The sequence below is a fragment of the Bradyrhizobium sp. STM 3566 genome (assembly GCF_045571445.1).
Classification (GTDB): Bacteria; Pseudomonadota; Alphaproteobacteria; order Rhizobiales; family Xanthobacteraceae; genus Bradyrhizobium; species Bradyrhizobium vignae.
In genome coordinates this window covers 6,726,842-6,753,512 of sequence record NZ_CP120692.1, presented here as the reverse complement: position 1 = coordinate 6,753,512, position 26,671 = coordinate 6,726,842, and the positions used below count along the sequence as shown (strand labels likewise).

At 58.1% G+C, this 26,671-nt stretch carries 24 protein-coding genes; 12 read left to right on the top strand and 12 right to left on the bottom strand.

Going from position 1 to position 26,671, the window contains the following annotated elements; translation table 11 throughout:
• Positions 1 to 182: 182 nt before the first annotated feature.
• The 8 genes from sctV to P6U27_RS32030 form a co-directional block, all read right to left on the bottom strand.
• Positions 183 to 2,300 (bottom strand): type III secretion system export apparatus subunit SctV, encoded by a 2,118-nt coding sequence (sctV, locus tag P6U27_RS32065; RefSeq protein ID WP_407193295.1) that lies wholly within the window; start codon positions 2,298 to 2,300, stop codon positions 183 to 185.
• A gap of 8 nt (positions 2,301 to 2,308) precedes the next feature.
• Entirely contained in the window at positions 2,309 to 2,731 is a 423-nt protein-coding gene (locus tag P6U27_RS32060; protein ID WP_122405455.1) for a histidine kinase, read from the bottom strand.
• Between the two features lie 2 nt (positions 2,732 to 2,733).
• The gene (locus P6U27_RS32055) at positions 2,734 to 3,273 is read right to left on the bottom strand and encodes a hypothetical protein (protein WP_122405454.1); all 540 of its coding nucleotides are present in this window, start codon (positions 3,271 to 3,273) and stop codon (positions 2,734 to 2,736) included.
• 33 nt (positions 3,274 to 3,306) lie between these two features.
• Positions 3,307 to 4,197, bottom strand: coding sequence for a hypothetical protein (locus P6U27_RS32050; RefSeq protein ID WP_209294978.1), 891 nt, complete (start codon positions 4,195 to 4,197; stop codon positions 3,307 to 3,309).
• Positions 4,198 to 4,312: 115 nt separating this feature from the next.
• Positions 4,313 to 4,546, bottom strand: a complete 234-nt coding sequence (locus P6U27_RS32045) for a nodulation protein NopA (RefSeq protein ID WP_122405452.1) — start codon at positions 4,544 to 4,546, stop codon at positions 4,313 to 4,315.
• 71 nt (positions 4,547 to 4,617) lie between these two features.
• A complete protein-coding gene (locus tag P6U27_RS32040) occupies positions 4,618 to 4,914 on the bottom strand; it encodes a hypothetical protein (RefSeq protein WP_160118921.1) in 297 nt (98 codons plus the stop codon).
• Between the two features lie 869 nt (positions 4,915 to 5,783).
• Positions 5,784 to 7,487 (bottom strand): HrpF/NolX family T3SS translocon protein, encoded by a 1,704-nt coding sequence (locus P6U27_RS32035; RefSeq protein ID WP_407194519.1) that lies wholly within the window; start codon positions 7,485 to 7,487, stop codon positions 5,784 to 5,786.
• 1,620 nt (positions 7,488 to 9,107) lie between these two features.
• The gene (locus P6U27_RS32030; protein ID WP_122405450.1) at positions 9,108 to 9,809 is read right to left on the bottom strand and encodes a secretin N-terminal domain-containing protein; all 702 of its coding nucleotides are present in this window, start codon (positions 9,807 to 9,809) and stop codon (positions 9,108 to 9,110) included.
• Positions 9,810 to 9,999: 190 nt separating this feature from the next.
• Here P6U27_RS32030 and P6U27_RS32025 point away from each other — a divergent pair, with 190 nt between their 5' ends.
• From P6U27_RS32025 to P6U27_RS31975, 11 genes are all read left to right on the top strand, one after another.
• Positions 10,000 to 10,521, top strand: a complete 522-nt coding sequence (locus P6U27_RS32025) for a nodulation protein NolB (protein ID WP_407193294.1) — start codon at positions 10,000 to 10,002, stop codon at positions 10,519 to 10,521.
• Between the two features lie 17 nt (positions 10,522 to 10,538).
• On the top strand, positions 10,539 to 11,393 hold the full coding sequence (gene sctJ, locus P6U27_RS32020) for a type III secretion system inner membrane ring lipoprotein SctJ (protein ID WP_407194518.1): 855 nt from the start codon (positions 10,539 to 10,541) through the stop codon (positions 11,391 to 11,393).
• Positions 11,394 to 11,412: 19 nt separating this feature from the next.
• Positions 11,413 to 12,036 (top strand): nodulation protein NolU, encoded by a 624-nt coding sequence (locus tag P6U27_RS32015; RefSeq protein WP_122405449.1) that lies wholly within the window; start codon positions 11,413 to 11,415, stop codon positions 12,034 to 12,036.
• Positions 12,033 to 12,650: a type III secretion system stator protein SctL gene (sctL, locus tag P6U27_RS32010; protein WP_122405448.1), complete on the top strand. Its 618-nt coding sequence runs from the start codon at positions 12,033 to 12,035 to the stop codon at positions 12,648 to 12,650. Before P6U27_RS32015 ends, sctL begins: the two co-directional genes overlap by 4 nt.
• An 8-nt stretch (positions 12,651 to 12,658) precedes the next feature.
• A complete protein-coding gene (sctN, locus tag P6U27_RS32005; protein ID WP_245162788.1) occupies positions 12,659 to 14,008 on the top strand; it encodes a type III secretion system ATPase SctN in 1,350 nt (449 codons plus the stop codon).
• Positions 13,984 to 14,520, top strand: a complete 537-nt coding sequence (locus P6U27_RS32000; RefSeq protein ID WP_209294976.1) for a hypothetical protein — start codon at positions 13,984 to 13,986, stop codon at positions 14,518 to 14,520. The genes sctN and P6U27_RS32000 overlap by 25 nt, the downstream gene beginning before the upstream one ends.
• 57 nt (positions 14,521 to 14,577) lie before the next feature.
• A complete protein-coding gene (gene sctQ / locus P6U27_RS31995; protein WP_122405446.1) occupies positions 14,578 to 15,633 on the top strand; it encodes a type III secretion system cytoplasmic ring protein SctQ in 1,056 nt (351 codons plus the stop codon).
• The gene (gene sctR, locus P6U27_RS31990) at positions 15,626 to 16,291 is read left to right on the top strand and encodes a type III secretion system export apparatus subunit SctR (protein WP_129143715.1); all 666 of its coding nucleotides are present in this window, start codon (positions 15,626 to 15,628) and stop codon (positions 16,289 to 16,291) included. Before sctQ ends, sctR begins: the two co-directional genes overlap by 8 nt.
• Before the next feature lies 1 nt (position 16,292).
• Entirely contained in the window at positions 16,293 to 16,568 is a 276-nt protein-coding gene (locus tag P6U27_RS31985) for an EscS/YscS/HrcS family type III secretion system export apparatus protein (RefSeq protein ID WP_025038819.1), read from the top strand.
• Positions 16,569 to 17,228: 660 nt separating this feature from the next.
• On the top strand, positions 17,229 to 18,044 hold the full coding sequence (gene sctT, locus P6U27_RS31980) for a type III secretion system export apparatus subunit SctT (protein ID WP_407193293.1): 816 nt from the start codon (positions 17,229 to 17,231) through the stop codon (positions 18,042 to 18,044).
• Entirely contained in the window at positions 18,041 to 19,078 is a 1,038-nt protein-coding gene (locus P6U27_RS31975) for an EscU/YscU/HrcU family type III secretion system export apparatus switch protein (RefSeq protein ID WP_122405443.1), read from the top strand. Before sctT ends, P6U27_RS31975 begins: the two co-directional genes overlap by 4 nt.
• A gap of 182 nt (positions 19,079 to 19,260) precedes the next feature.
• Here P6U27_RS31975 and P6U27_RS31970 read toward each other — a convergent pair whose 3' ends face one another.
• The 4 genes from P6U27_RS31970 to P6U27_RS31955 form a co-directional block, all read right to left on the bottom strand.
• Entirely contained in the window at positions 19,261 to 19,893 is a 633-nt protein-coding gene (locus P6U27_RS31970; RefSeq protein WP_407193292.1) for a CpaD family pilus assembly lipoprotein, read from the bottom strand.
• A 10-nt stretch (positions 19,894 to 19,903) separates the two neighbouring features.
• Positions 19,904 to 21,358, bottom strand: a complete 1,455-nt coding sequence (locus P6U27_RS31965) for a type II and III secretion system protein family protein (protein WP_407193291.1) — start codon at positions 21,356 to 21,358, stop codon at positions 19,904 to 19,906.
• Positions 21,359 to 21,384: 26 nt separating this feature from the next.
• A complete protein-coding gene (locus P6U27_RS31960) occupies positions 21,385 to 22,074 on the bottom strand; it encodes a response regulator transcription factor (protein ID WP_129143711.1) in 690 nt (229 codons plus the stop codon).
• 2,054 nt (positions 22,075 to 24,128) lie between these two features.
• Positions 24,129 to 25,094 (bottom strand): hypothetical protein, encoded by a 966-nt coding sequence (locus tag P6U27_RS31955; protein ID WP_407193290.1) that lies wholly within the window; start codon positions 25,092 to 25,094, stop codon positions 24,129 to 24,131.
• Positions 25,095 to 25,685: 591 nt separating this feature from the next.
• Between P6U27_RS31955 and P6U27_RS31950 the strand changes: the two genes are divergently transcribed.
• Positions 25,686 to 26,129, top strand: a complete 444-nt coding sequence (locus tag P6U27_RS31950) for a VirK family protein (protein ID WP_122405438.1) — start codon at positions 25,686 to 25,688, stop codon at positions 26,127 to 26,129.
• Positions 26,130 to 26,671 lie beyond the last annotated feature (542 nt).

Below are 26,671 nucleotides of genomic sequence, written 5' to 3'. Positions count from 1 at the left end.
CCGTAGACGCCGGCTGCTGTGAAAGACCCGACTTGTGCGAGTTAACGCAACCCGCGAGCAGCACAATAGCAAGCATGGGGAGAAAGGCCGAGCACGAATGGCGACGAAAGTTACACCAGCGCCGCAGAACGTTAATCTTACATGAATTCATAAGCGACCTCACGACCCTAAACCCGTGCTCGTCAGCCGGCCGCAGGGAGGAGGTCACGATGGCCGCCTGTAGGAGTGTTGTCCTTGCCGGGCGCAAGTTTGACGGAGCCAATCGGCTGGACGGTGAAATCCGAAGCGAGATCCTGATAGGAGAGAACAGGTAGGTCTATTCCATTCCGGGTGAGAAAGCCGCGGACGAAGCGCCGGATATCCATCGAGCCCAGGATAACTGGCTGGTTCTGACTGCGTGCGATGCTTGAATGGATCTGGCGAAATTGTGAAAGCAGCATCTCGCTTTGCCGATCCTCCAAAACGAGATAGGGGCCGACAGCGGTGTCGCGCACCGCACTGCGCACGATATCCTCGGTCTCGCGCTCAATGATAAAAGCCGCCACAACACGATGGGCGTTGGCGTAGCGGTGACAGATCTGCCGCTTCAGAGCGGAGCGCACATATTCCGTGAGCAGTACGGCATTTTGTTCCCGTTCGCTCCATTCTGCAAGCGCTTCCAAAACCAAACGGGTGTTCCGGATCGGGATGCCCTCGTCCAGCAAGCGACGTAGGACATCCGCAATGCGAGGGATCGGTGTCGTGCGCAGCACCTCTTTCACCAGATCGGCATATTCCTGCTCCATCCGGCCAAGCAACTGACGCGTTTCCTGAATGCCCACCAGGCGCTGTGCATAGCGTGTCAACGTTGACTGGACGCGCAAGGCGATGACTTCGCTCGGACGGTGGTGCCCTATTCCGGCAGCTTTGAGAGCAGGCGCATGGGTTTGTTTGATCCAGATCCGATTCGTGTCTGGGTCGTGCCAAAAGGGGATCCCGCTCAAATCAATGTTCGCCACGTCGTCATTAAGTAAGAGTTGTGTAGGGTCAATGGCGCCCTCTTCCACGGGCACTCCTTCGACATCCACCCGGAATTGCGATTGGGCCAGGTGCTTTGCGCTTTGGGCGGGAATGCGTGGAATTGTGATGCCAAGATCAGCTGAAACCAGTGCCGAAACCCGAGCGACGCACTGCTCGAGTTCCCCTACGTCGATTGCTTGCATCAGGCTCGGCGCTAGCAACAGCGTAATTGGAAGTGCCTCCGCGGGCACGGCTTGCTTCTGACCCTGTGCGGAAGCGGGAGCCGAACCGGTGGGACCGGCGCCGGCTTTGGGAGCGGTCTTGCCCTCTTGCACGCTAACCTTGAGAAAGCTGGCGGCGGAGAAGAGCGCGGCCAGTATGACAAAGGGGGGCAAAGGGAAGCCAGGAACGAGCCCCATCACAAGCAAGACACAGGACGCCAAGCGTAGCGCTTGCGTGCTGGCTGTAAGTTGGTTGACGATATCAGCGCCGAGATTGAGTTTGGAAGGACCGTTGACACGAGTAACAATGGTTGCTGCGGTAATTGACAGCAGCAGGGCCGGAATCTGCGAAATGAGCGCATCACCGATCGTCAGGATGGTGTATTGATGCATCGCCTCCTCGAGGGACATGCCCTTGGAGAGCGATCCGATCGTGATGCCACCCAGCATATTGATGCAGATGATTATGAGTCCGGCTATGGCATCGCCCTTCACGAATTTCATAGCGCCGTCCATCGCGCCGTGCAGTTGGCTCTCTCGCTCCAGCGCGCCGCGCCGGCTGCGGGCTTCGTGCTGATCGATATGGCCGTTGCGCAGCTCCGCATCAATCGCCATCTGCTTTCCCGGCAGCGCATCGAGCGTGAAGCGCGCCGATACCTCCGCCACCCGTTCGGCGCCCTTGGCGAGAACCATGAACTGCACCATGGTCACGATCAGGAATATGACAATGCCGACGGCGATGTTGCCGGATATGACGAAATCGCCGAACGTATGGATGATGCTGCCGGCATCGCCCTCGGCTAGGATGAGTCGCGTCGTTGCAACGGTAAGAGCGAGACGAAAGACGGTGGAGATCAGGATGACGCCCGGTAGGGACGAAAAGTCGAGCGGCGTGTTGAGATACAGGGCGACCATCAACAGCAATATGGCAAACCCCAGATTGAAGCCGATCAGCATATCGATCACTATGATCGGGATCGGCATGATCATCATTCCGATCGCCAGAAGAAGCATCAACGCGACCATCAAATCCGGATGAGCCGGCGCGCGCGTGATGAGAGTTCGTAGAAGGTTGGCCATGAGAAGCCTTATTGTTGTTCGATTGCAGCTGTGCTGCCCCGCAACAAAACATAGCGTTTGAAGACGGCTTGCGCTTCGGTCATGCGGCCGGCGTGACGCAGGGCGTGGCTGCGCATCAGCATCAAGGGCAGACACGAAGACGGCTCGTCATCCAGTTTGTCAAGCTTATCCAATACCGACAGTGCTTCGTCACCGCGACGCTCCGAGATGAGAGCGTAGGCCAGGATGCGGAGCAGGCCGATGTCTTGGGACTGTTCGTGAGCGACCAGCCGCAATAGAGCCAGGCTCTTGGCGCTCTGTCCGCACGCAAGGTAGACATAAGAAAGCACGCAGAGCAAATCTCGCTCCGGCCCGGAGATCAGTTCGACAGCGCCGGCTTCGGAAACGCGCTGTGTAGATGTGAAGTGTTGCACTTTGTCTGGCCCGGCCATCGCTAGCCTTTGATCAAGCCGTTGTGACTCTGGCGAAACAGGATTAATCGCTGCAGCTCCAGTTGCAGAAGTGCGGCCCCTTCACGTGACACCAAATCCTCTGGCGCGGCTGATAGCGTATCAGCCAAACGCTCCAGAAGAAGGCCGTGTTGCTCTGGACGCAGAACATGCGAATGGCGTAAGCGCGGCGTCACGAAGGAGAGTAGACCGTGCGCGAGATTGGGCTCATTAAGCCAAGCGAGTTCCGAGCCTGGCTCGACCTGACCGGGCGGGGCGCGCGCCTCGTCGAGATTGACGCGCGAGACTGCATCGATCGAACTGAGCTCGAGCGCGCTCTCGATCGTGGCGTCGACCAACGGATCCAGCACGTCGCTGTGGCGAGAAATTGAGGTGTGGCTCTTGGTATCATTGCCACGGGTCCGATCAATCCCGATGGACTTGGCTCGAGAACTAACCGGCGTGGTGGCAGATGCATGATGATCGACGTTTGGCTCCTGAAAAGAGGTGCCAGGCTTGACGGGATTCGGGGGCAGCCTAGTCATGGCACTTTGCTTCCTTACATGCGGCCAAAAGCGCTAATAGGGTAGGGTGGCAAGCCGACCATCCCGGCTCAGCAGAACACGCCCTTCCTCAATCCCGCAGACGGTCCATCCATTGCTCAAGAGCGCGCCGACGAAATACTTTTGACCAGCAATGACAATATAGGGTTCGCTCCCGCGCCAAACAGCTTGGACCTCAATTGCGGGGGGCGTCTTCTCAACCTTGATGGCGACCGCATTGACGAGCGTATAAGCGCCATTGCTATTTTGATCAAACCGCTGCTGGACGTCTCGCCATGTGGCCAGCGAGGCGGGCGTAACGGTGCCGTCGGCGGTGACGACGCCCGCCCCAGAGGCGACCTTGATGCCGACAAGGCCCGCTCTGTCAACTTCCTCTTGCAGCCGCTCGGCAGCTGCATCGGTGGCCAGGGCATCAGGAGCGCTGAGCGCCAGCTTGGGTGCAATGGCTGTAGCAGGGGACGACGGACTTGACGCCACTGTGGCGTCGGTCTGGACAAAACTGGATGAGACTGCGCCAACCGCGGCAGAGCTGATCAGGACAAAAGTGAGAACGGCGAGCGATATACGCCGGCGGTCGATGGAGCCAGCTTGTTTGTAGTCCTCGATCGTCCAGCGCATGGACATCGCCCCGGCATGCAAAACGACAGGAAGAGGGACAACAATGGGCTCATTCGCTAAAACAGTCTCGTGCCCCTCGATCCTGACGTCCCTCGCAAGGGCCTCGATCTCGATTGAATTGGAATGCGGGGTGATACGGAAATGGTGCGGTTCGAGGCCTTGTTCGACGAAGATTAAGTCTGCATCGAGGCTGCTGCCAATCAGACACGGTCCGATCCCCACTTTACTTGTCAGCCCGGAATAACACCCCGACAGCACTTCGAAATGCAGGCAATTTGGTTCATTCACGGTCGGTTTCCTGAATAGCGAATGGGACCGTACGGCAAAACCGTACGGCCCGTTGCGACTTCACAGACTAAGCAGCCGGGGAAAGTGGTGGGGCGACGTCGCCCCACCTCATCCCTTACTGCACCCGCTCATCGGCCGCTTTTTTGACGGTCGAGAGCTCGGTCGAGACGACGCGAAGTTCCACATCCCTCTCAGCAGCCTTTGTGCTGGTCAAAGTCAGAGCGGCGATTTGCCGTTGGAATGCCGCCTCTCCAGCAGCTTCAGCAGCCGTGGAAGCTGCTGCAGCAGTAGCGGTGCCGGCTGCTCCACCTGCAGCCGAGGTATGAGACGCACCAACATTCTTAGTCATCCTATTTCTCCTGTGTGTTCAATTTCGCCGCCACGTGCGGCTCCTATTTCCTAGCGTCGCAACATGCGACGTCAGGAATCCTCCTCTGTCTCGGCCATGACATCGTCGAAATGGCTCATTGCACTATTCACAAATTGGAGAGCAACGGCTCCCAGAGCGACGTTGAACGCTTGCTGCATAGCGGCTTCATGCGAGTTACCGCCCGGAGTGGACGCGCCGCCGTTTACGGGAATGTTTGCATCAGGCGATCGGCCATGATCGTCGCGCTCGCCAGGCTTGTGAGATCCTTTTTTGCCGCCGCTTTTGCCGCCAGCCGCATGGAGGTCAGCATCAACGTGCCCAGCGGCGCTAGAGCTCGTAACGCGCATCGGGTTCTCCTATGTCAATTCGATGTGCCAATCGAGGCAGTTTCCACCCTCCACTCTGCAAGGATTAGCTTTCGACAAGCTGACGAGTCGTAGAAAATACAATGAGCCGATGGTGGATCGTCACTAAACGGTTCACCAGCAGACCGTATTTGAAAGGTAGCCGGCGAAAGCTGGAGATCAGATGGTTAAGACAAACAATCGTTTGTGGAGCTTGATCGGGTGAGCACGTTGCTCATCTTCGAAAGCGTTCAATTGGCGAAATATCAAAGCCACCACTTTAAAAGCGTTTTGGGCTGAACGTGCTGCAATCTCGGGCTCATGTCTCTTGCGATGCCTCCGAGCTCTTTCGACAATTTGCTTGCGGTCAGGCGATGCTGCACGGAGCTTGACGTCGTCGGAAGCGAGGCTGAAAGCCAGAGTGACGGCCGATTCAGCGGCCAGAGCGGTCCATCGGCCCCGGCGGGCCCATGGCAGATCCTTCAATCGCGACCCACTTTCACGGAGACCGAGCAGGAGCCCGCTATTCGAGAAAGAGCCCTTCTCTACCGCTCTGGACCAATGTGCTCTCGATTCTTGCGCAACCGGCAGGCTCCGCGGCTGTGGCCGGTCTGTCGGGTATTGTTAATGCATCGCGATGTTGACAGGCGGCGTATGCAGTCACTGGAACATCACCGCGGCAGCCTGACGATCGTGTCGGCCAACATAGCTTGTGCGCAGCGAAGGGCCGAAATAAGTTCCTCGGATTCGGGGCGGTCTCAAGTATGCTGGTGGAGCTTGCGCGACCTACTGCTCGGCAGAGAGGCCCAACCGCGCGGAGGTCGCGCAAGCTCAGTTTCCAGCGTGATCCTGAGAGGATAGCGTCGCTCCGCCTAGGCGTAGGCGCCTGCAGCTTGCAAGCGCTCGGACTCGATGCGAGCCTTCAGGTTATTCAAATAATCCTGCGCGTAGGACTGGGCCACCGAAACCGGCAGGTTGATGCCGGCCGTCGCGGCTTCTTGAATTGCCTGCTTCACCAAGCCTTCTCGCATTGCTAATTTGACCTCAGGTCCGGCGATGCAGCCCACCGCCTGTGCCGCAAGGCTCAGCCCGGCTTCTTCCAGCGCTTGCTTTATGTTGCCGCCACTGATGGCAGTGTGAAGAAGATTTGCAGCTTGCGCCTCGGCTTCGAGCACCATTGACGCCAGATCGGCCAATTCACCCAAACCTGGAATGAAGCCAAGTACACCGACTGCTGTCGCGGCCCAGTCGAATACCTTAGAGCCAACTTTGAGCACGTCATTAAGTGCGTGCATAAAGGCGCCACCGTTCTTTTTGGGAGACTTGATGTCGGGCTGGTCTGCCACGCCCATCGTCATGTCCGCGACCGCGTCCTGCTCGGCAGGCGTTCGGACGGCATGCGTCTTCACTTGGTGGACGGTGCGGTTCGCACCCGACATGTTGTTGAAGAACTGGTTGAAGTCGCTGTTGCTGATGTTGCCGGAATCGACCGTATGCCCGCCGCCGAAGTCGAAGAACTTATGGTGGGTTTTGTAGCCCGTAATTGCGTTGTTCATCAACCCGAACAACACGGGATCGGAGAGCAGCTGGGAGGCCGCCTTTCGCACCTCGGGCGTGAGGCTCTTATCATCGACCATGCTCGCCAGCTTTTCCCGGGTCAGATCACCGTTCCCGAAGAAAGCGTTTTGGTTCTTGTTGATCGTATTGAGCGTATCGAGCTCGGCTTGCGTGAGATTCATCGATGATGAAGCAATCTGCAGGAAGTCCTCTTTGTGGACCTTGTCTATCGAGCCACCATACAGCTGCTTCCATTCGTCCGGGTGATCGAGGAAGTATTGAGCGGCCGCGAGAACCTGCGGCGGGCATTTGCCGGTTTTGGCTTCGCCGTCGACGATCCGCTTGAAATCCGCAAGGCTCAGGTTCTTAGGCAGGTTGTCGGAATACCGATAGAGCTCGCGCAATGCATCGGTCTGGGTCATAACCGATGGCTCGCCATTCCGGGTGCCGTCGGAAGGGATGTAGTTTTGCGTATAGTTCTTTGCCCGCTGCTCCTGGAACGCACCAACCTGAGGGTGGTGATCGGAGAAGCTGGAGAGATCACCTGCTTTAATCTTCCCGCCGCAGCGGCCGTCACCTTGCGAGCCTATCGCATAGAAGAGCTCTGGGTCCTGTTGCAGAGCCTCGATCGCCGCTTTTAGATCCGGTGGTGTGGAGGGATCGTTGGCCAAATCTCCAAGAGATTTCCAATCCAGCGGGCACTTGTCTTTGTGTCGGTTCAGCACCGACACAATCTGCAGCTCGGCATGAGTCAACGTGCCGCTGTTCCACGTGATCCTGGAGCTTTGTACGGGTGCCTCTGCAATCTTTGGTGCGCTCTCAGCGGAGGAGGACTCCGTGGAGGATGGCTCTGGCGCCTGCTGACCTGCGTCCAGTGCGGCCTTGATCTCCGGCGGGAGGATGTTCCGCACCTCCTGCGTGAGTTCCTCCGTCAGCTGCTTGGCTGAGTCTGCAGCCGCCGGATCCTGCGGTGCGCAATGGTCATCGAGCTTGTCTTTCAACGAGAAACTAGCCAGCATCGCCTCGAAATTTGAAAGATCCCGCGCCGATGAGGGCCCGGGCGCCAGCCCGGACAAAGTGGAGCTGGCGGTTAGCGACAGGTTGTTGACTGACATTATAGGTCCTCTGATTTGAGATCGCACCACAGGCCGGGCATGTGGCGCAGCCCGAGAATCGCGACGAACAACGAGCAATAAATGTTGATAGGATCGATGGCTCCTACCAATTGCTTCCGATTGCTCAGTGCGCCCCAGCGCTCAGTTCCGCTACAATCTATAGGCACATCGCCGTCTAGATATTCACGCCGTATGGTAGGTTCGATTAGCTTTCCAAAAGCTGACGGCATTCAGAGGTTTCATAACGAGGCGCGAAATGACAGTGTGAAAGGCGGTGATGGTTCTTGATATCGGAATCGGCTTGCCTGTTTTGTTTCGATCGCTCGCCTCCACGCTAACTAGGTCGAATCAATGAACCCGAGTCTGCCGCTCTGCGGATGGTCACGTGCGCTGATTCCTGCAACAACGTCGCAGGTCTCCGCAGCATCTGATGGTGAAATCACCCACGCCTAGCGACCTCGCGCCTGCGCCCAACGAGAGTGTTGGCGTCTGCCCGATGAGCCAGATACAGAATGATCGTATCAGATTGACTGGCGCAGATGCTCGAAAGAGTCCGGCGGTATTGTGCCGACCATGTTGCCCCGAGCGGATCGAAGCTCAGCTGCGCCTGGCATTCTTCATGTCATCATGCTTATCCGCTTGGCGAGTGTTCGCTCGAGCCTACAGGCCAAAGGGCAGAGTCTAGCGATGGTTGATACGAATTGAACCTTCTTCTCGCCATTCCGCCCTGACAGGCACACCCAGGTTGGTGAACGTGATTGTCTGTGAGCCCTGGTCGGTATGAGATTGCGGCTTCTTAGCATTTCGATCTGAGCAAGCGTAGCGGTTTGGCCAGTGAAGACCCACTCGCCCCTGGCGCGACGGCCGTTCGCCATGGCGAAATCTCCAAGTTCCGGCGGAGCAACCCGTGCGGGCACGCGAGTCCGCTTGAGACGGTCCAGCGTTGAGGTGACCCGGATCTTGCCAAACAAGGTCGTTGCCGAACTCGGAGGCGTCCACGCGGTGCTGAGCGATCGGCTGTTGGGAATTGGTCCGCTCGCCGCCGCTCAATGATGGCTCGACACGCGATGATCTGCCTCCGAGTTCCTGCCAAATTAGGTCCTGGCTGTATTCGGGTATTTTATGCAATGCGACTCTCTCGGACCGGCGGGCAACGAGGACGAGTTGGGATGCTGGGCTGTTGTCCGCCGGGCTTAGCGCGTTGAAGTCCATCCTGTTCCTCCTTTTGGACAACGGAGGGGCTTTCATTCTTTTGCGACGAAGCTCATTTGCATGGCAGAGTTCGTCGAGTTGTTCAAAAGCTCGCACGAGGTGCTAAAGCGGCAAAGCACGGTCACCGATGCTGTTGGCCAGGACTCTGGTTCGCGTCCGTGGCTCCGGCCTGGACGTTTATTTGCGCCGCCCTGCGGCATCGACCATCTACATATCCGCGCTTGGACACTGGCAGCAGTAGCTTTCGAAAAGCTGACAGAGGGCATAGACAGACGCATGGCACCTCTTCGTAGGCGATCTGTTGTCATCAGGTCATTTCTTACCTGCATCGGGTAGATGGACCATGCCGTCTTGATGTGGTGCCTCCGGCGAAGGAGCGTCATTCGGTCGTCCTTCGCGAATGACCACGCTGGAGGATCCCCGAAACAGCATCAAAACCGACTCGTGCGGTGGCTTTTCGCCACCGCTCGGGTTTCGCCGTGCCTGTGCCTCCGCCGCAAGTCCTTTGAGTGTTTGCTCCACAAGCGCGACAAAGCGGGGTGGACCAGAGGCGAAGACGAGGCCATCTCCCGGTACGGCTCTCACGATGTAACGCTCGTCGGAGATGTTGAGCGCATCGAGTGCCGCCTTGAGCGCATCAAAGCTGATTGGACTCAAGACCAAAAGGCGGCTTTGCGCCTCATGCGCGTCGGATACATAGAGCACCAGCCCATCGTAGTACCATTGAAGATTGTAGAGATTGATCAACCGTTCGAGGAACTCTCGCGGTGGGAGATCGGGCAGTCGCCCGCGAATCCGCCCCTTCACCCCGGTGCTGACATTGACTCTGATATTTAGGTTGTTGCCGAATTCCTGCAGTGCGGCCGCGAGGTCTTGATCCAGAACTGTGTAACTATAAGGCGTCGATGGCAGCGCCAGGGGAGCGCCGAGCGCCTCGACGACGCCCAAGCAAATGAAAACACCAGCATAGAGAAGTTTCTTCAAGATGTGCCGCCTTGTGGATGGAATGAGCATTCCTGCTTTTTACGCTTGAGAACAAGCACCGGAATTCGTCCCAAAATTTGGAAGCCGCTGCTTCGTCGAAAAATGGAAGCTGACCGTGATCATTGGATGACAGCTGCTCGTCAGTTTTTGGTCAGCTTGCTTCTCTAGGGCTGCCGGCCCGTTCGTGTGAACTGACGGCTCACCTCACTACGTGACAGAAATGATTTCCTCCATCTTGTTTGGCATTACGTCGACCCCTGTCAACTCCGTCGAGTGTGCCTCCAACGGCTGTTCGCCGGCACACGCCCAGTTTGATCAGAGTCTTGCGCAGGCGGCCTCGAACCAAGGTGTCACCTCTTCTGTGACCGAGCGCACGCCAGCTCCATTGCTGGCGGAAGTGCAGCGCGCAGTCATATCGGCGAGCCCGCTCGGCGATCGCGTCCTTCAGAGCATTTCTGCTATCCATCAGGGCAAACCATTTCCGTCGGGTGCAGTTTCGCCGACGCTCGTCGGTGAGCCTGATCCTACCAAGGGTCTCCAGCTTGGGCCGGCAGCGCAACCAGTCTTGCGTGTTCAGCAAGTCGAGGTACATCCAGCGGGCAAACCGGAAGGTGCGGATCATTTCGACTCGGCGCTGGCGAATCTGCGGGATGTTTACAGCGGCGTCATCCAGGTTTCGCTCCTCTCCAAGGGGACAGGTGCTGTCAGTTCATCTCTGAACAAGCTTCTATCGGCGGGCTGAGCGGGCCGTTGGCTGTCTTGACGAAAGACAAGATCGGTAACGGCTGCCCCGCAAGAAAGCGGCTTCATGCTCTCGTCCTGTTGCCGGTTTTGCTGGCCCTCGCCGGTTGCAAAGCTGATCTGTATACCAAAGTTCAAGAGCGCGAAGCCAACGAGATGCTTGGGCTGCTCCTGAGCAAGGGCGTCGATGCCATCCGTGTTGTCGGTAAGGATGGGACCAGCACAATTCAGGTGGAAGAAAAGCAGCTCGCCTACTCGATCGAGCTTCTGAATGACCAGGGCTTGCCGCGCCAACCCTTCAAGAGCCTTGGTGAGGTGTTCAAGGGGGCGGGCCTCGTTGCATCTCCGGTTGAGGAGCGAGCCCGCTACATCTATGCTCTCAGTGAAGAATTGTCGCGTACGATCAACGATATCGATGGTGTTCTCTCCGCCCGTGTTCATGTCGTTCTGCCGAAGAATGATCTTTTGCGACAGGATGCAACCCCATCTTCGGCGTCGGTGTTCATTCGATACGCCTCGAACGCGAAGCTCTCAGCCTTGCTGCCGCAGATCAAGATGCTCGTCGCCAACAGCATCGAAGGTCTATCATACGACAAGGTGGTGGTCGTGTTCGTGCCGGTTGAGCGGGCTCAGCATGAGGTCTCCGTTGTGCCAGCGGCAGCTTCCGCCGAACCAACCAAGTTCAATGCAACCCACATTGCGATCGGTGCAGGAGGTGGGCTCGCCGCGTTGGGCATTCTATCTTACGTGCTGCTGAGCACACGTGGGCGACAGCTTCGTCAATCCTGGCGCAAAGTGACGAGTCTCGGCAGAGATGCCAGCAACCCAGCGGTCCAGTCCGCCGGCAAAAAGCTCTCCTCCGATCCGAAATAGCGGCAGCAGGTCCGTATCGATGGCATCGACTAACACAAGTTTTTCACTCAACCCGCATTCCGATCGCCTGCGTGAGCTTGCCGCTTTGATCCATCCCAGCCGGTTTGCCGGCCATCTTGATGAGCGCCTGTCGACCGCCACAGTGCTGCAGTTGCAAAAGTCTCCCAGACTGCAGCAAAGACTGGCCGAATTGCTGCTAAGTAGTGAGGAGCTGGTTTCGAACGGAACCGATTGGGGTAGGGACGTTCTGCTCGGGCATGATCCGCGTCGAGCGGCGCTGCTGGCTGGCAGTATCTGGCATGCCCGTTCTGTGCTGAAGTTTGTGTCAAGACATGATGTAGCGATTCTGATCGAAAATATTGGTGCCGAAGCACATGCTTTCGCAATCCGACACTTATCCAACGCCGTCGCAACCACATCGATTGACGATCCGCAGAAGCTGGCGAGCCAGATTGAACATGACGGATGTGCCTGCCTTGGCGCTTGGCTCAAGGACGCATCAGAGCTTGACCGTGTGCGCGTTCTTTTCCGCTTACCTGTGGGGACCACCGCAGAATCCCCAGCAGCCGAACACCACAACTCAGCGGGTCAGTTACTGTCTTTGGTGGTGGCCCACTTGGCCACGGAGGAGCCAGCGGCATGACGGCCAATGAAACAGTCTTGCCAGATAGCCCGCGGATACGGCCGCTTGGTCGGCTCATACCAGCCGCGGAACTTGGCATCTGGTACGATGCGGTGCAGACGCGCGCGCTAGCCGAGCGATACCTGCGGCAGGTTCGCAGTTGGGCAAGGAAGGCCTATCAGCAGGAGCGGGAGCGCGGGCACTGCGAGGGTCTAAGGTCAGGCTCGGACGAAATAGCACGGCTGATTGCCGGAGCTGCTTCCGATGTGGCCCGGCGAAAAGCCGTTCTGCAACAGGAGTTACCACAGCTCGTCATTGAGATATTGACCGATTTGTTGGGCTCCTTTGATCCGGGTGAGATGTTGGTAAGGACCGTTCGTCACGCCGTCGAGAAAAGATATGGCAGCGGAGAAGTATGCCTTCACGTGTCTCCTGTGAACGCTGATGCACTAAGACATGAATTCCTGGCGTTCGATGGAACGAATGGTCGGCCGAAAGTCAGAATTGATCCGGACCCTGCCGTGGGGCCGGACCAGTGCGTTCTGTGGAGTGAGTTCGGCAGTGTCGATTTAGGACTTGCCGCGCAGCTCCGCACATTGCGTCTCGGCCTTAATCCATCTTCTCAGGAAAGCTAACCGTGACGATGCAACGATCAGGCCAAGATCAAGCCGGCGGAGAAGGAGATGTGCATGCGGCGATAGCATCGCTGAGATTCGCAGCAAAGGATGTCGATACGCGTGCCGTGCGGGGACGGATCACGCGTGCGATCGGCACCTTGCTCCATGCCGTGTTGCCAGGGGCCCGTGTTGGAGAACTTTGCCTGCTGCAGGATCACGCTTCCGGATGGTCGCTTGAGGCGGAAGTCATCGGTTTGCTGCCGGACGGGGTGTTGCTGACGCCCATTGGCGATATGGTAGGCTTGTCCCACCGCGCGGAAGTGCTCCCGACCGGGCGCATGCAGGAAGTGTCAGTCGGGCCCGACCTGCTCGGCCGCGTGATCGATAGCTTCGGCCGTCCACTCGATGGCAAGGGGCCGATAAAGACGGTCCACACTTGTCCGCTCCGCGGCAAGGCGCCCAACCCGATGAGGCGGCGTGGCATCGAGCAGCCGTTTCCGCTTGGCGTTCGCGTGCTGGACGGACTTCTGACGTGTGGCGAAGGTCAGCGGATCGGAATCTATGGAGATGCCGGTTGCGGTAAGTCGACGCTGATGTCGCAAATTGTAAAAGGCGCAGCCGCCGATGTCACCGTGGTTGCGCTCATAGGGGAGCGTGGACGCGAGGTGCGTGAATTCATCGAACGTCATATTGGAGATGCTCTCGCTCGCACGATCGTTGTCGTTGAGACATCCGATCGATCGGCAATGGAGCGGGCGCAATGCGCTCATATGGCGACCGCACTCGCCGAGTATTTTCGTGATCAAGGTCTGCGGGTCGTTCTGATGATGGATTCGCTGACGCGATTTAGCCGTGCGATGCGCGAAATCGGCCTTGCCGCCGGCGAACCTCCCACCCGGCGCGGCTTTCCTCCTTCCGTCTTTGCGCTGCTTCCTGGTCTGTTGGAGCGAGCCGGTATGGGCGAGCGGGGCTCGATCACGGCATTCTATACCGTGCTTGTCGAAGGTGACGGCACGGGCGATCCGATTGCCGAAGAGTCGCGCGGAATTCTCGATGGTCACATCATTCTTTCGCGCGCGCTGGCCTCGCGAGAGCATTTTCCCGCCATCGACGTGCTGTCGAGCCGAAGTCGTGTCATGGATGCGGTCGCCTCTGGTCCACATCGCAAGGCGGCATCCACCTTCCGCGATCTGCTCTCGCGCTACAATGAGGCTGAGTTTCTGATCAAGGTCGGTGAATACAAGCCAGGCAGCGATCCACTGACTGATCGAGCAATCGAGTCAATCGAGGAACTGCGCGCATTCTTGCGCCAGGGACAGGACGAGCCGTGTAGCTTTGAGGAGACCGTTTCATGGATGTCGCGTCTGACGGCCTGAATCTCGTACAAGCGTCAAAATTGCGGCTGGTGAAAGACATGAGAGAGCGAAGCGCGCTTCGTGAATTGTCGAACATGGAAGACAGGCGCCAAATTGCGGTCGCAGCGCTGCAGCGAGCGTCTGAGAATCTTAAAGGCGCTGAGAATCGTCGCGCCAAGGCCGAAGCTGAACTTTATCAGGAGCTGGTGTCCCTCGAGATGATGTCCGTGGCCGAGCTCGATCGTCGCTGTCAAGTCGTCCTTGGGCGGCTGGCAGCAGAGATCGAATCGGCACGCCAGGCGCGTGAGCAGGCGCGCATCGCGCATGAGCAGGCCGAGCGGGCAGTGAATGAGGCGCGCACCATATGGGCCAAGCGGTCGGCGGCGAGCCAGAAATGGCAGGAGATTGAGGGCGATGTCCAGCGCACTACCGCTGTCCGTTCGGAGTTTGCAGCCGAAGTCGATGCCGACGATGAGGTTTTGCTCCGATATCAGGGTGGTTCGCGCAGCCAGACGGTCGATGGCTCGAACTAATGGCTGGTTCTCTTACCGCGTCGCGAGCTGCACCCGCGGAACCTGTCGATAAATGCCATGGGTGAACCCGCACTATTTCAGCCAGCGGCAAAGCTGTCGCATGAAGTGGTCTCCTGGCTCAACGAGACCGCCGCACCGCGCACGGTTCTGCAGAGCCGCATTGGCGATAAGCCGCTATCGATCCGTATGAGCCGGCTTGTTTGGCAGGCCGAGCCATATGCCATGTCGGTGCTCGACTGCGTATTTTGCGCCGGAGGCGAGACCGCTGTGTTGTCCTTGCCCCGCCTTCTCGTCGAGGCACTGATTTCAACGGTCCAGTCTGGCCTTACTTTACCTTCCGACCCAACCCGCTCGCTCCTCCTCGAACTTGCACTGGAACCTTGGCTCGCTCCACTCGAGATCGCGCTCGCGCGGAATTTGCAGCTGATCCGCGTCGAAGACGCAACGGCCAAAGACCCCTATTTGGAGTTCGACGTTACTTTCGGGCCGCTGGCGGCCAAGGCTCGCCTGTTCTTGTTCGCGCCTCTTGACGGTCTGGTTCCGTCTGCGTTTCGTGTCTTAGGCGAGCTGATCGGCCAATCACCGCGAGATTTAGGTAAGAGTTCTTCGGAATTGCCGGTCGTAATTGCGAGAGAGATCGGCTCGCTGCGCGCGCCCATCAAGCTTCTTCGCCAAGCACAGCCCGGCGACGCACTGCTGCCCGAAGTCATTCCCTTTGCTCATGGCCAGCTCATCCTCGCTGCGGACAAGTTGTGGGCGCCGGCGCAGGTCGCGGGCGACAGACTTATCCTTCGGGGACCATTCCGCCTGCAGTCCCATCCTCTAAGGTATGCAAATATGACGATACGCCCGCAAGCTGAACAAGCAATCCCGCTCTCGGAAGCCGACATCGACAGTATTGAGATCACGCTTGTGTTCGAATGCGGCCGCTGGCCCATCCCGCTGGGTACGTTGAGAAGCATCAACGAGGGGCACGTGTTCGAGCTTGGCCGGCCGGTGGACGGTCCGGTCGATATTGTTGCCAATGGTCAATTGATCGGCCGCGGCGACATCGTACGTGTCGGTGAAGCGTTGGGCATCCGGTTACTTAGCAAGTTGGCGGTCAATGGTTGACATTCAACCGAGCATCCTTGCGCTTGTTGCGGCGACCGCCGGTCTTGGCCTGCTGGCGTTCGCAGTTGTCACAACAACGGCGTTCATCAAGGTTTCCGTCGTTCTCTTCCTGATCCGCAACGCGCTCGGCACTCAGTCCATACCACCGAATATCGTTCTGTATGGTGCTGCATTGATCCTTACCGTGTTCATAGGCGCCCCAGTATTCGAGCAAACCTACAACCGCGTGACCAATACGCAACTTCGTTACCAAACCGCCGATGACTGGTTGACCGCCGCCAAGGAGGGCAGCGAGCCGCTGCGCGCCCATCTCAAAAAGTTCACCACTGAGGAGCAGCGCACGTTCTTCCTGTCGTCGACGGAACATATCTGGTCGGAGGAGATGCGCGCCAACGCAACAGCCGATGATTTTGCGATCCTCGTGCCGTCGTTTTTGATCTCGGAGCTTAAGCGTGCGTTTGAAATCGGTTTCCTTCTCTATCTTCCGTTCATCACGATCGACCTTATTGTGACGACAATTCTGATGGCCATGGGCATGTCAATGGTATCACCAACAATGATATCCGTTCCTTTCAAGCTCTTTCTGTTCGTCACAATCGACGGCTGGTCGCGGCTCATGCACGGATTGGTCTTAAGCTACGCATCCCCGGGGGGGTGAGATGGACGAGGCGAGCATCCTCACCCATCTGAGCCGATCATTAGTCCTGTTCATGATCTGGGTTCTACCGCCGCTCCTGGCAGCCCTCGTGGCCGGATTGGGTATTGGCATCGTGCAGGCAGCAACCCAGCTCCAGGATCAAACCTTGCCGCTTACCGTGAAGCTCCTCGTCGTCGTCGCCGTGCTCGTTCTGTTTGCTCCGGTGCTGAGCGCGCCGCTGATCGAGCAAGCCCAGCATATCTTCACTGAGTTCCCCGCGCTCACAGCGAGGTATTAGTGCGCGCGGAACGCAGGCCTGTCTAAGTTTCAGCTATAGCGTCGCGTTTGTTGGCGTTCATTGCGAACCACAAAAGGGCGAGTTCGTCAGCTTATCGAAAGCTCGCCTCACTATTCTGAGACGGATAAACATCCGAACTGTCCTGTTCGGCTCTATGAGCCTGCCGTATTCGGAGGAAGAATGACCCCATTTGGAATTTCTATCCGTTCGATTCAGGTTTGCTTACGATGTGATGGAATTACCTGCTGAGACCTGGTCCTCGATGCACAGCCTGGCGAGTTGTCGACGCAAGTGAACGGGCAAACCGTTTTGATTGCAAGCGGCCCCACGAGTCTGGCATTCTGGTGAATGAGCCTACGAATGAAGGTGCCGCTCGAGACCGATCTCCATAGACTGCGAAATTGATGGAAGCTTTGAGGCCCTCAGATCTTCAAACCGCGCTCGGTGAGAGCGGAAGAAGCGTGGCTTGCAGGCCGCGCGAGATTTCGCCGGTGCTCTCATCGAATGGTCATACCTCTGCGCCGGATGGCTGTAGTCATATGGATAGTCGTCGCTCTGCAACCGCTGGGACACGAGATCTGCAGAGTTCTTGACGTCTCACACCATGACGACGTGAGTGCGACGGTTGCATTGGCTGAAGGAACGACGAGCTGAGCTCAAATGGATGCCTTGTCAGCCACCGAGACGCAAACTCTGATTCAGACTGCTGTCGAGTTCGTCGTTGCGGCCGGTCTTGGCGCGGCCCGGGCCCTCGGGATTATGCTGGTTCTTCCGGTATTCACGCGACCGCACATTGGCGGGATTATCCGCGCAAGCGCGACAGTTGTGATTGGATTGCCTTGCTTGATGCAGATCAGGAACGGATTGCAGACGCTAGATCCGGGCACCCGTATGATTGCGGTCTCGCTCCTCGGTTTGAAGGAGATATTTATCGGCCTGCTGTTCGGTTTTCTGCTTAGTATACCGCTTTGGAGCATCCAGGCCGTTGGTGACATCATTGATACCCAGCGCGGCATCTCCAGCCAGGTGGACGATCCTGCGACACGCAGTCAAACCGCCGCGATGGGGCTCTTTCTCGGGACTGCCGCGGTTACGATCTTCGTTGTATCAGGGGGTCTGCAGACCATGGTCAGATGCCTCTATGGAAGTTATCTGATCTGGCCCGTGTATCGGCTGCTACCGCCCCTGACCCAGCAAGGGGCAATGGAGTTTATCGGGCTCCTTGACCATATCATGCACACGACCCTCGTGGTCGCCGGGCCCGTGCTGGCTCTGCTGCTTCTGATTGACGTATCCCTCATGCTGCTGGGGCGCTTTGCGCCGCAAATCAAGCTGAACGATCTCTCTCCGACCATCAAGAATGCCGCCTTTGGCACCATCATGGTCAGCTACGCCGTCTTCCTGATCGAATATATGGGAGCAGAGATCATTCGGTTCAACGACGTGCTGGAGTGGCTCGAGAAGTTCTTGAAATGAACGACACGAGCGAAGAGAAAAACCTTCCACCAAGTCACAAGAAGCTGAGGGACGCGCGTAAGAAAGGGCAGAGCCCGCGCAGCGCCGACTTTGTGACCGCGGCAAGCCTTTGCGCTGGTTTCGGTTGCCTGTGCTTCAGGGCCAGCTCGATCGAAGACGGATGGCGCGAAGCCGTGCGGCTCATCGACAAGCTGCAGGAACAGCCCTTCAACAGTGCGGCCCGGAAGGCGTTGCTCGGATTGATAGACCTTTCTATAGCAGCCGCGGCCCCCATCCTAGGTGCGGCGGTGGTTGCGGCGATTCTGGCCGGTGTCTTGGCCGGCGGGGGGCTAACGATTTCGGTTGAGCCGCTTAAACCCAGCTTTGAGAAATTGGATCCCGTCAAAGGGCTGAAGCGGATTGTCTCCCAGCGGTCGGCTGTCGAGCTTGGAAAGTCTATCGTCAAAGTTTTGGTTCTTGGCGCTACGTTCGTTTTCACTGTGCTCGCAAGTTGGAGGGCACTGGTATACTTGCCCGTGTGCGATTTGAGCTGCTTTGGTTTTGTCTTTAAAGAGCTCAAAGTGCTGATCGCGATCGCTGCCGGCGCTCTTCTGATTGGCGGCTTGGCTGATCTGCTCATTCAGCGTTGGTTGTTCTTGCGCGACATGCGCATGACGCAGAGCGAAGCCAAGCGCGAGTCCAAGGAACAGGATGGTAATCCGCAGATCAAGGGTGAACACCGCAGGCTCCGCCGGGAGTCGGCGAACGAGTCTCCGCTCGGCGTCCATCGGGCGACATTGATACTGACGGGGCGAGCGACATTGATTGGGCTGCGCTACGTTCGGGGCGAGACCGGCGTTCCGGTACTGGTGTGCCGCGGCGAGGGCGAAACGGCTTCACAGTTGCTGGCGGAGGCGCGCGCCCAACGTCTGAGCATTGTCGAGGATCATGTGTTGGCGCGTCAGCTGATCCGAAAAGGTACGATGGGCAAGGCCGTTCCGATGGAGTGTTTCGAGAGGGTTGCAAAGGCAGTCTTTGCCGCCGGCCTCGTTTAGCGTCGCGCAAACATCGATGCGCTCAAACCACTGGGCAATGACCGAACTGTCCCAGAACCTGATCTGCGAGCTGCACGATCCCCAAAAAAAGACCGAGCAAAGGCTGGAGTCCAGGAGGCTCGTCGGCCGATTCCAAACAGAATGCCAACCGACGTTCATGCTGTTCGGGTTCTACGAGCAGCTTATTGGGTTTCTGGCGCAACCCTGGTATGGGTGTCATCCTCCAAATTGCTCCTGTTGCCCACCGTCGTTGCCCCACGTGCGGTGATGGGAAGCACTGCACGATCACCACTGGTCGGCATGACAGCGTGATTGCCTAACAGGTCGCCAGGATCATTGATCGTGACCGCGAGGTTATTCCGGACTGAGCAGCCAAGGGTCGGGTTGAACGAATTCTCGTTCACCGTAGGACCGACGATGGAGAGCGAGGGGCAGACCGGAGGATGAGCTTCGAAAGTGATCGCTTCGATCCTCACCCCGGAACGAGCCGGCAGATCCACACGAGAAGCGGACAGGAGGATGTTGTAATTGGCAACACCCATGGCGCGAGCCTCGTCGGCGACCTGTGCGATGAGTCTGGGTGAGCCGATGACCCTCACATGGAGGGCATCCCGCCGGCCGCGACTGGTCGCTGCAATAAAGCTTCGCAGCCGATGCCGTTCGGGGCCACGAAGGCTCTGCAGGAACAGCACGCTACTCTTCTGCTCGACCTGGATCTCTTGGTCAGCCGGCGCGGGCTGGATCGAGGCCGTATTTGCGCAGCCACCCATTATTGCCGCAATAAAGATCGGGTAGCACAGATGTCGCAATGTCATTTGACGATCCTCATTCGATAATAAAGCCGGCGTTGCCGGTCAGTCCTGGCGCGCTGGCGCGAGGCGCATCGCGCTCTCGTGGCGGCCGGGCCACCGTGTTCGTCAAAATCCGCCCCGCGTCTGAGGGCGGCGAGATGCGGTCGCTTGGCGCACTCATCTTGTTCGGATTCGATGCGGGCCGCACGATGTAGGGCGTGACAATAATGACCAGTTCGGTTTCACGTTTTTGAAACGATGAGGAGCGAAAAAGTGCGCCCAGGATGGGCACATCACCAAGCCAGGGAAACTCGCCGATGTCAGTGTTGAAGTTGCGCCTGATGAGGCCGCCGATTGCAAAGCTCTGACCGCTGGCGAGCTCGACCACGGTGCTCGCCCGCCGAGTCGAGAGGGCAGGGACCGCCATGCCACTGATTTTGACTTCGCCTTCGCTCGACAGTTCGCTGACTTCGGGCTTCACCCGGACGTTGATCTGATTATTGTTGAGAACCGTCGGAACGAACTCGAGGCTCACGCCGAACTGGCGAAATTGGACCGAAACCTGCCGGTTATCCTGCATCACCGGAATGGGGAATTCGCCGCCGGCGAGGAAGCTTGCCGCTTCGCCGGACATCGCCGTCAGATTCGGCTCAGCCAGGATTGAGGCTAGGTGCTCGCTTGCGAGAGCGTCCAGAACAGCGCTCAAGTTGGTGTTGCCGGCGCTAAACCCAATCCCGATCGTGCCGCCGCCGCCGGCTGCGCCGGACCCTCCCCCTTTGCCGGTGACAAGGAAAGCGCCGTTTGGGCTCGAGGCGGTGAAGTTGATGTTGAGATCCTTGACCGCGCTGCGGGAGACCTCTGCCACCCGGACGCTGAGATTCACCTGTAATGAGCCGGCGACCTGGATCTTGTTGACTACCAGCGCGCCAGCCCCAAGAAACTGCTCAGTGACCTTCCTAGCGGTCTCGACGACCTCGGCATTAGGCGCCGTACCGCTAAGGATCGCACCGCGCGGGGTATAGCTGACCTGAATCGGATAGTCGCCGACCTCGGCCTTCAGCGCGGCCCGCAGATCCTCGATCGGTTGGGTGACGACAACACGCAGCTCGGCGAGAGCCTCTCCATTGTCGTTTAGCGCGAACAGGCTAGTCCGTCCCGACTTTTTGCCAAAGACGAAAATCGTGGTGTTCGAAGGCGCCTGATAATCCGCAATGGCCGGGTCGGCAATAAAAATGCTCGCAGCCGGTCCGGTCAGATGAACTGTCTTTCCCTGTGAGGAGGTAAGGTTGAGCGTGCCGGTGGTGCTGCCAGGCGCAGCACGTGGCGGTTCTCCTTTGCCCTCTCGCTTTGCCTGAGCTGCGGCAGCAAGCGGAAGTAGCAGAGCGACTGCGCACAGGGCGTAGCAGAGGCGGGGAAAAGCGGCAGAGTGCGAGCTGCTGGCGACCACCGACGGCTCATCGGCGGCGGCGTCATTGTTAACGACGTTCAAGGGATTGTTGCCTTCAAGTGAGACTGCTAGGCAGCCGATGCTGCGCCGATGAGTTCAAGGGTGTAGCCGACACCGCGCGCGGTCTTGATCCTGAGCGTTGCCCCGGCCTGGTTCAAATGCGCTCGTAAGCGGTAAATCCCGACCTCCAGCGCATTGGTCGAGACCTCGTCGTCAAATGCATACAAGCTTTCTTCGAGCGCTGTGCGGGGCACGGTACGGCCCGCGCGGTTGAGCAAATGTTCGAGAATGCACACTTCGCGGCGCGCAATTCTCAGTACTCGTCCACCGACGGAGACCTGTCTCGCGATCGGATCGAAATGCAGATTCCCGAATGTCACCACCGGCGCCGTCATCTGCGTTGATCGTCGCAAAATAGCTCGCATGCGAGCAATGAGTTCGTCGATAGACACTGGCTTTGGCAGAAAATCATCTGCGCCCGCATTGAAAATTGCAATCCGCCGGCTGAGATCATTGAGACTGCTCATCATCATAGCCGGCATTGATCGTCCCTCGCGCCGCAACTGCTTCAGCCAGTCCAATCCGTCTCCATCGGGCAAAACCGATTCGAGCAGGACCATGTGGTAGTTCGCGCAATCGAGCGCGGCCGACGCTTCATCCAGCGTGCGCGTCACGTCGACGACGAACCCACAATTTAAGAGCGTTTCCTTCACGGCGCGGCCAAAGTCCGCATGATCATCAACCAGGAGAATTCGCATTCATCGCCTCTCGTCCATCCTCGCCAGGACTTGAGCGTGTCACGCTTGACCATGAGAGTCGGCGGAACCCTGAGGCTGCCGCTTTGGCGTGAAATCGAAAAGCCGTAAACGACACGCAAGGGCTTGTTGGCAGGCGACCCATGTCTGCGCGTCCATCGTCATGGGATAGGTGGAGACCTGCGGCGGATAGCTTGCGCGGGCGGCGCGGCTCACAATTTCCCTTACGCCGGCAAGAGCTCTGCAATCTCTGACGAGGCTGAGAGTCCTGGCCGCGCGCTGATGCATCTGTAGGCCGAGCATAGCGGTTCCTGCATGCGCTACGCGAGCGCCTGCAGTAGCGATAGCGCCAAACCGCCCGAGCGAAACGAAAGCGCAGGCGAGAGCGGCTGTATTTGCCGCCGAACAGACTTGCGAAACCGACATGGAAACTCCCTGATTCGTCTTGATCCGCGGTCAGTCCTGCAAGGCTGTTGAGCCCGTAATGTCGTCACGTCACGACAACGCAAGTGTTCCGCGTTTGAGGACACTTCACCCGCTAAGCATCCGCCAATGGGCTGGAAAAGGCCGAGATGCGCGACGAGAGGATCAACACGCGCCCCATCGGCGGGATACACATCCTCTCGCTAGCCGATGATAGCCAAGCAAGATGTCAACTGCCCCGAATTTCGGTCGCTCCGGAGACGTTATCCGCCGCAGTCGAGCAAATGCGGCCAACGGAGGACAAATTGAGTCCGGCGTTGCCATCATGCATTGCCTGAGGTGGTTACGCCGGCTCCGTTTCGTCAGACGGGGTGAACGGCGAAAGAATGATCTAATCTCGAGCTTGGACTCGGCCTGTGGTCGGCATAGGCGAAAGAGCGATTGTCCGCGTTGTTCTCGCGCGCTGGATCCTGGTCTGGCTGCGAGGAGGGTGCGGCATCCTGCGCTCACAGAGCAGATGAACGACGCAAGCTTTGAAGGGGAGCAGTCGAGCACTGTGACGAGGCGGATCGGCCGAGCATTGAGGTGTTGAGACGTTCGCAAGTGTTGCTACCTGTCAGGAAGAATTCACGCGAGCGGATTCTGTCGCGAGACTGTCGGAAATCCTACAATCTGACGCTGGGTAAGATTCAAGTGCCCTTAAAGGCTCCTTGTAGCGGTGCCCTCAAATTCGGAATCGTTGCGAGGCAAACGGCGACACAGTTCGGCCATGCCGTCGACCTGCGCGTGACGGTCGGTCTCGCTCTTTCCTACGTCGTGAGCATTTGTCCATCCAATTGAGAGTAGCGCCAGAAACCCCTTTGACCTGCGCGAAGAGCCAGTCGTTGTTATCAGGCTTTGCGCAAACCATGACGCCAGGATCGGGCGATCCGATCCGCCTCATACGTGGCAATTTAGCGGGAATATCATGGCGAGGCGCGGGATGCGTCCACCCGACGACAGGAGCGTCGTGCGAGCAAAGTTGTGCGGCAAGGGACTGAGGAGAGAATCGATTGCCAGACGTCATCTTGAATGCGGCCTCCATACATTGCGATCGACTATGGGGCGTTTAGGTGTGCTCGGCAAAATCGATTGTTTTGATGGAACGCATCCAGGGGGCGGATCGGCCGTACTGCAACAGCGCCGCTTGCTGCGGACGAGTGAATAACTGATACGATCACGGCCGAAACACCTGTTGGTTGACCGCGCGGTTAATGTCAGGCCGATCTAGCTAAGGCGGGGAGCGTTCAGCGGCTTACCTCATCAAAGCCGCCCGTCAGCCGCGAGGGGCGGCTAACAAATTGATGCCGGGCGGTGTCACAACACATCCAAGATGCAAGGATGCTCCAACGAGAGGGCTGGGGAGAGAGGATGATCCGGCGTCCTCCCGACCGTCGGAGGCGCGTTCTTCGTCGCAGCCCTCAGCCGCTGTACCGGTCGATCGGCGAGTTGATCGTGCCATCGGTCACGCCGCCATTATGCTCAAGCTGTTATGCGTGAGGCGGAGCTGGTGTGCCGTTTTCTAGTTCCTCCTTGGGCTGTGTTTTGGTGCTTGACGCCTACGAACCCGCCAAACGGCGCAGTCGACAGACCATCTACTCATTACCCTCGCGCTTGTAGGGATTTGCCTCGCTAGCGGTCCGGTAGCCTTCCAAATTGCCGCCCAGGAACAGGCGTTCGGTTTCTCGAGTTGGCGTTCTACCCAGTGAGCACATTAAATCGACGTCCCCATCGATGGTGTCCTGATCTTCGGCATTCATTCCAAGCGCAATGCTCCTCAGCACGTCGTCCGGCGTCCAGATAGTGGACTTCGGTACGGTGTAGGTGTGCAGCGCGTCCGCATTGTTGGCGATCGCTCTCGCCCAAGGATCGCGAGAGACGACGAGTTTTGTCGGATCCTCGACCAACGATACGAAGGGTGATGCTGTTGTCTTGCCGCGCATATGCCAGCCAGCTTGGCGCGCTCGGTCCATAGGATACCGCTCCAGAGGATCTCCAACGGAAGAATGATCCCGAGCTGTGTTGCGGACATGCGATATTGCGCTCGTGTTTTCTTCCGTGCGCGGCTTGCAATGATTGTCCTGATTTTGAAAACGCCGCAGCGTGACATATGACGACCCCGCTACGTCGTCGAATACGCGGTCTCGATCAATGTCACCATCGATCGCCGATGACCAACGTGCTGCTTGCTGCTTGGCAAGTGCGATCTCGTGCCGAAGTGCTTCAAGAGTGGCACCTGTCAGTGTTGCGGCAAGCTGAGCGCGCGCACTGACGAATGATGCGGCTGGATAGCGACTGGGTTCCGAGGCCGCCTCGTTTGGCGCAGATGAGGGCGTGGCGCTCGCAGGATCTGCCGCTAAGGAGACCGACTCCGAGGTTGGATAGCGCGAATTCAAGTCGTCTGGAGCCAAGTCATTCAGCTGCCGCTCAAAGCTTGCTTGAGCGTCTGAACTTGTCGGTGCGCTGGTGTAGGCGCTAAGCCCGTCCTGCTGCCCATCGACGTGGTGCGGCTGGTGAACCTCAAAGGAATTGTCTGGGGCATTCCGTGGATCGACATTCATCTCACTCTCCTTCGAAGTGCCGCCTGTCGGCGCGGATTGTTGCAGCTCCAGCTTTCCGGAAGCTGACGGACCATAAACGCCATTTAGCTTAAGCGCTGCCTTGTGGCTTCTGGCACTGCTGATTCGATTAGGTTCAGATCGGGGGCATCGACCGCCGCGAAGCGTTCGCTCCACCACCTCATTGCGGACGCCTCGCCTCGAGTAGACGGTCCTTGAGACTAAGAAGGACAAGCAAGCGGATGCGCCTGATCGAGTTATTCTTTCGTAGGTCGTCTGCTTGTGCAGATGTGACGGCTGCATTTTCTCGCTTAAAGGGCCGGCGGTTGGCGAGCGCGACCGCTCGCCGTGTTGTGTTCCAAACGGCCGACCATCAAACGAATCGTTCTAGTCGACGCCCGCGAGCCGAAGCCCCTAGAAAACCTGACCTACGAGGTTGTGACGTCGGAATAGCCGTCACAACCACTTGCGCCTGATTGCGGCAGGCTGCTTTTGTACAGGTGCGGGCGCGCTTGCTGAATGAAAACCAAACAAGTCGCCAGCACGACATCTTGAAAAACGTAAGCTGTGGTACTTACCGAGGGAGAAGAGCATATGAAGATTACCGGCAAAGGACTGACGATCCTGTTGTCGTCCTTGCTTTCGGTCGCGAGCGCTGGCACTTTGGCGAGAGCCGATGAGCCCTCACCGAAATACACCGAGGTGCTCAATGCGCTGCAGACGGGAAAGAATGTGAAGCTCATACTGGACATGAGCCGCTGTAACCCCGCGGAGGGTGGCAAGCCTGCATCGGCGACGCAGGCCGGTCTGGTTATCAACGCATTCAGGGTGACGGCCCAGAACGGAATCAGCTTCGCCAATGCTCATCAAACCGTCGACAGCTCTGGGCATGCCGTGACCGAGTACATCCGCCATAGTCTTAGCCGCGAAGGCAAGCTGACGGTGCGAGCCTCGAAGCTTGTTGTCGGAACCACCGAACTTGTGAATCAAGGCGAATTCATCTGCGAAGTCCCGGATGGCGCAAAGTTCATCTGGTAACGAAGAGCACAGAGAAGAGGGGCGCTCCGAAGAGTTGCTTCTTTAATTCTGTAGAGACCGTCGCACTATGACTCGGATCCCTTCGATCTCAGGGAGGCGGAGGTTTTCTGGCCGTCTTTTCGTCTGCGAAGGAGCGGGTTGCGGCAACTTGCTGCTGTTCGACCAAGGTAAGTCATGAGCGCCGTCGATCTCCCGTCGATCTCAGCGATTGGAGCATCGGCGGTCCGGCTTGTCATCATCTGGGTTGGAGCCAAGGCTTCTCAGTTGAACGCTCTAGATGAGCTGGGCAAGGTACGTCCCCACGCCCTCCGCGGCTGTTGAGGAGTGTATTTACAACCCGATCAAGCGGCGGACTCGCCATGATTTCGCGCGTCCCGCGGCTGCCCCTGGATGCGCTCGTATCTTTCACCCCGCGTCTTTTGGAAGGCTTTCACTTGAAACTTCCGTGCTGCCCAATGCAGCCGTAAAGTGATTGAACGATCCCGCCTAAGATCATCGCTGTGAACGGGCGGTACAGGGTTGCTCCCGCCCGAATCATTCGT

Bases quoted from the DNA above. Each gene is read 5' to 3' on its own strand.
- P6U27_RS31960 (WP_129143711.1), bottom strand. From the start codon at position 22,074: ATGCGAATTCTCCTGGTTGATGATCATGCGGACTTTGGCCGCGCCGTG.
- P6U27_RS32035 (WP_407194519.1), bottom strand. From the start codon at position 7,487: ATGCTGGCTAGTTTCTCGTTGAAAGACAAGCTCGATGACCATTGCGCA.
- P6U27_RS32000 (WP_209294976.1), top strand. From the start codon at position 13,984: ATGGATGTCGCGTCTGACGGCCTGAATCTCGTACAAGCGTCAAAATTG.
- P6U27_RS31950 (WP_122405438.1), top strand. From the start codon at position 25,686: ATGAAGATTACCGGCAAAGGACTGACGATCCTGTTGTCGTCCTTGCTT.
- P6U27_RS31985 (WP_025038819.1), top strand. From the start codon at position 16,293: ATGGACGAGGCGAGCATCCTCACCCATCTGAGCCGATCATTAGTCCTG.
- P6U27_RS31975 (WP_122405443.1), top strand. From the start codon at position 18,041: ATGAACGACACGAGCGAAGAGAAAAACCTTCCACCAAGTCACAAGAAG.
- sctN (WP_245162788.1), top strand. From the start codon at position 12,659: ATGCAACGATCAGGCCAAGATCAAGCCGGCGGAGAAGGAGATGTGCAT.
- P6U27_RS32060 (WP_122405455.1), bottom strand. From the start codon at position 2,731: ATGGCCGGGCCAGACAAAGTGCAACACTTCACATCTACACAGCGCGTT.
- sctR (WP_129143715.1), top strand. From the start codon at position 15,626: ATGGTTGACATTCAACCGAGCATCCTTGCGCTTGTTGCGGCGACCGCC.
- P6U27_RS32015 (WP_122405449.1), top strand. From the start codon at position 11,413: ATGGCATCGACTAACACAAGTTTTTCACTCAACCCGCATTCCGATCGC.
- sctT (WP_407193293.1), top strand. From the start codon at position 17,229: ATGGATGCCTTGTCAGCCACCGAGACGCAAACTCTGATTCAGACTGCT.
- P6U27_RS32025 (WP_407193294.1), top strand. From the start codon at position 10,000: ATGATTTCCTCCATCTTGTTTGGCATTACGTCGACCCCTGTCAACTCC.
- P6U27_RS32030 (WP_122405450.1), bottom strand. From the start codon at position 9,809: ATGCTCATTCCATCCACAAGGCGGCACATCTTGAAGAAACTTCTCTAT.
- P6U27_RS32040 (WP_160118921.1), bottom strand. From the start codon at position 4,914: ATGCGCGTTACGAGCTCTAGCGCCGCTGGGCACGTTGATGCTGACCTC.
- sctQ (WP_122405446.1), top strand. From the start codon at position 14,578: ATGGGTGAACCCGCACTATTTCAGCCAGCGGCAAAGCTGTCGCATGAA.
- P6U27_RS32045 (WP_122405452.1), bottom strand. From the start codon at position 4,546: ATGACTAAGAATGTTGGTGCGTCTCATACCTCGGCTGCAGGTGGAGCA.
- sctL (WP_122405448.1), top strand. From the start codon at position 12,033: ATGACGGCCAATGAAACAGTCTTGCCAGATAGCCCGCGGATACGGCCG.
- sctV (WP_407193295.1), bottom strand. From the start codon at position 2,300: ATGGCCAACCTTCTACGAACTCTCATCACGCGCGCGCCGGCTCATCCG.
- P6U27_RS31970 (WP_407193292.1), bottom strand. From the start codon at position 19,893: ATGACATTGCGACATCTGTGCTACCCGATCTTTATTGCGGCAATAATG.
- P6U27_RS32055 (WP_122405454.1), bottom strand. From the start codon at position 3,273: ATGACTAGGCTGCCCCCGAATCCCGTCAAGCCTGGCACCTCTTTTCAG.
- P6U27_RS31955 (WP_407193290.1), bottom strand. From the start codon at position 25,094: ATGAATGTCGATCCACGGAATGCCCCAGACAATTCCTTTGAGGTTCAC.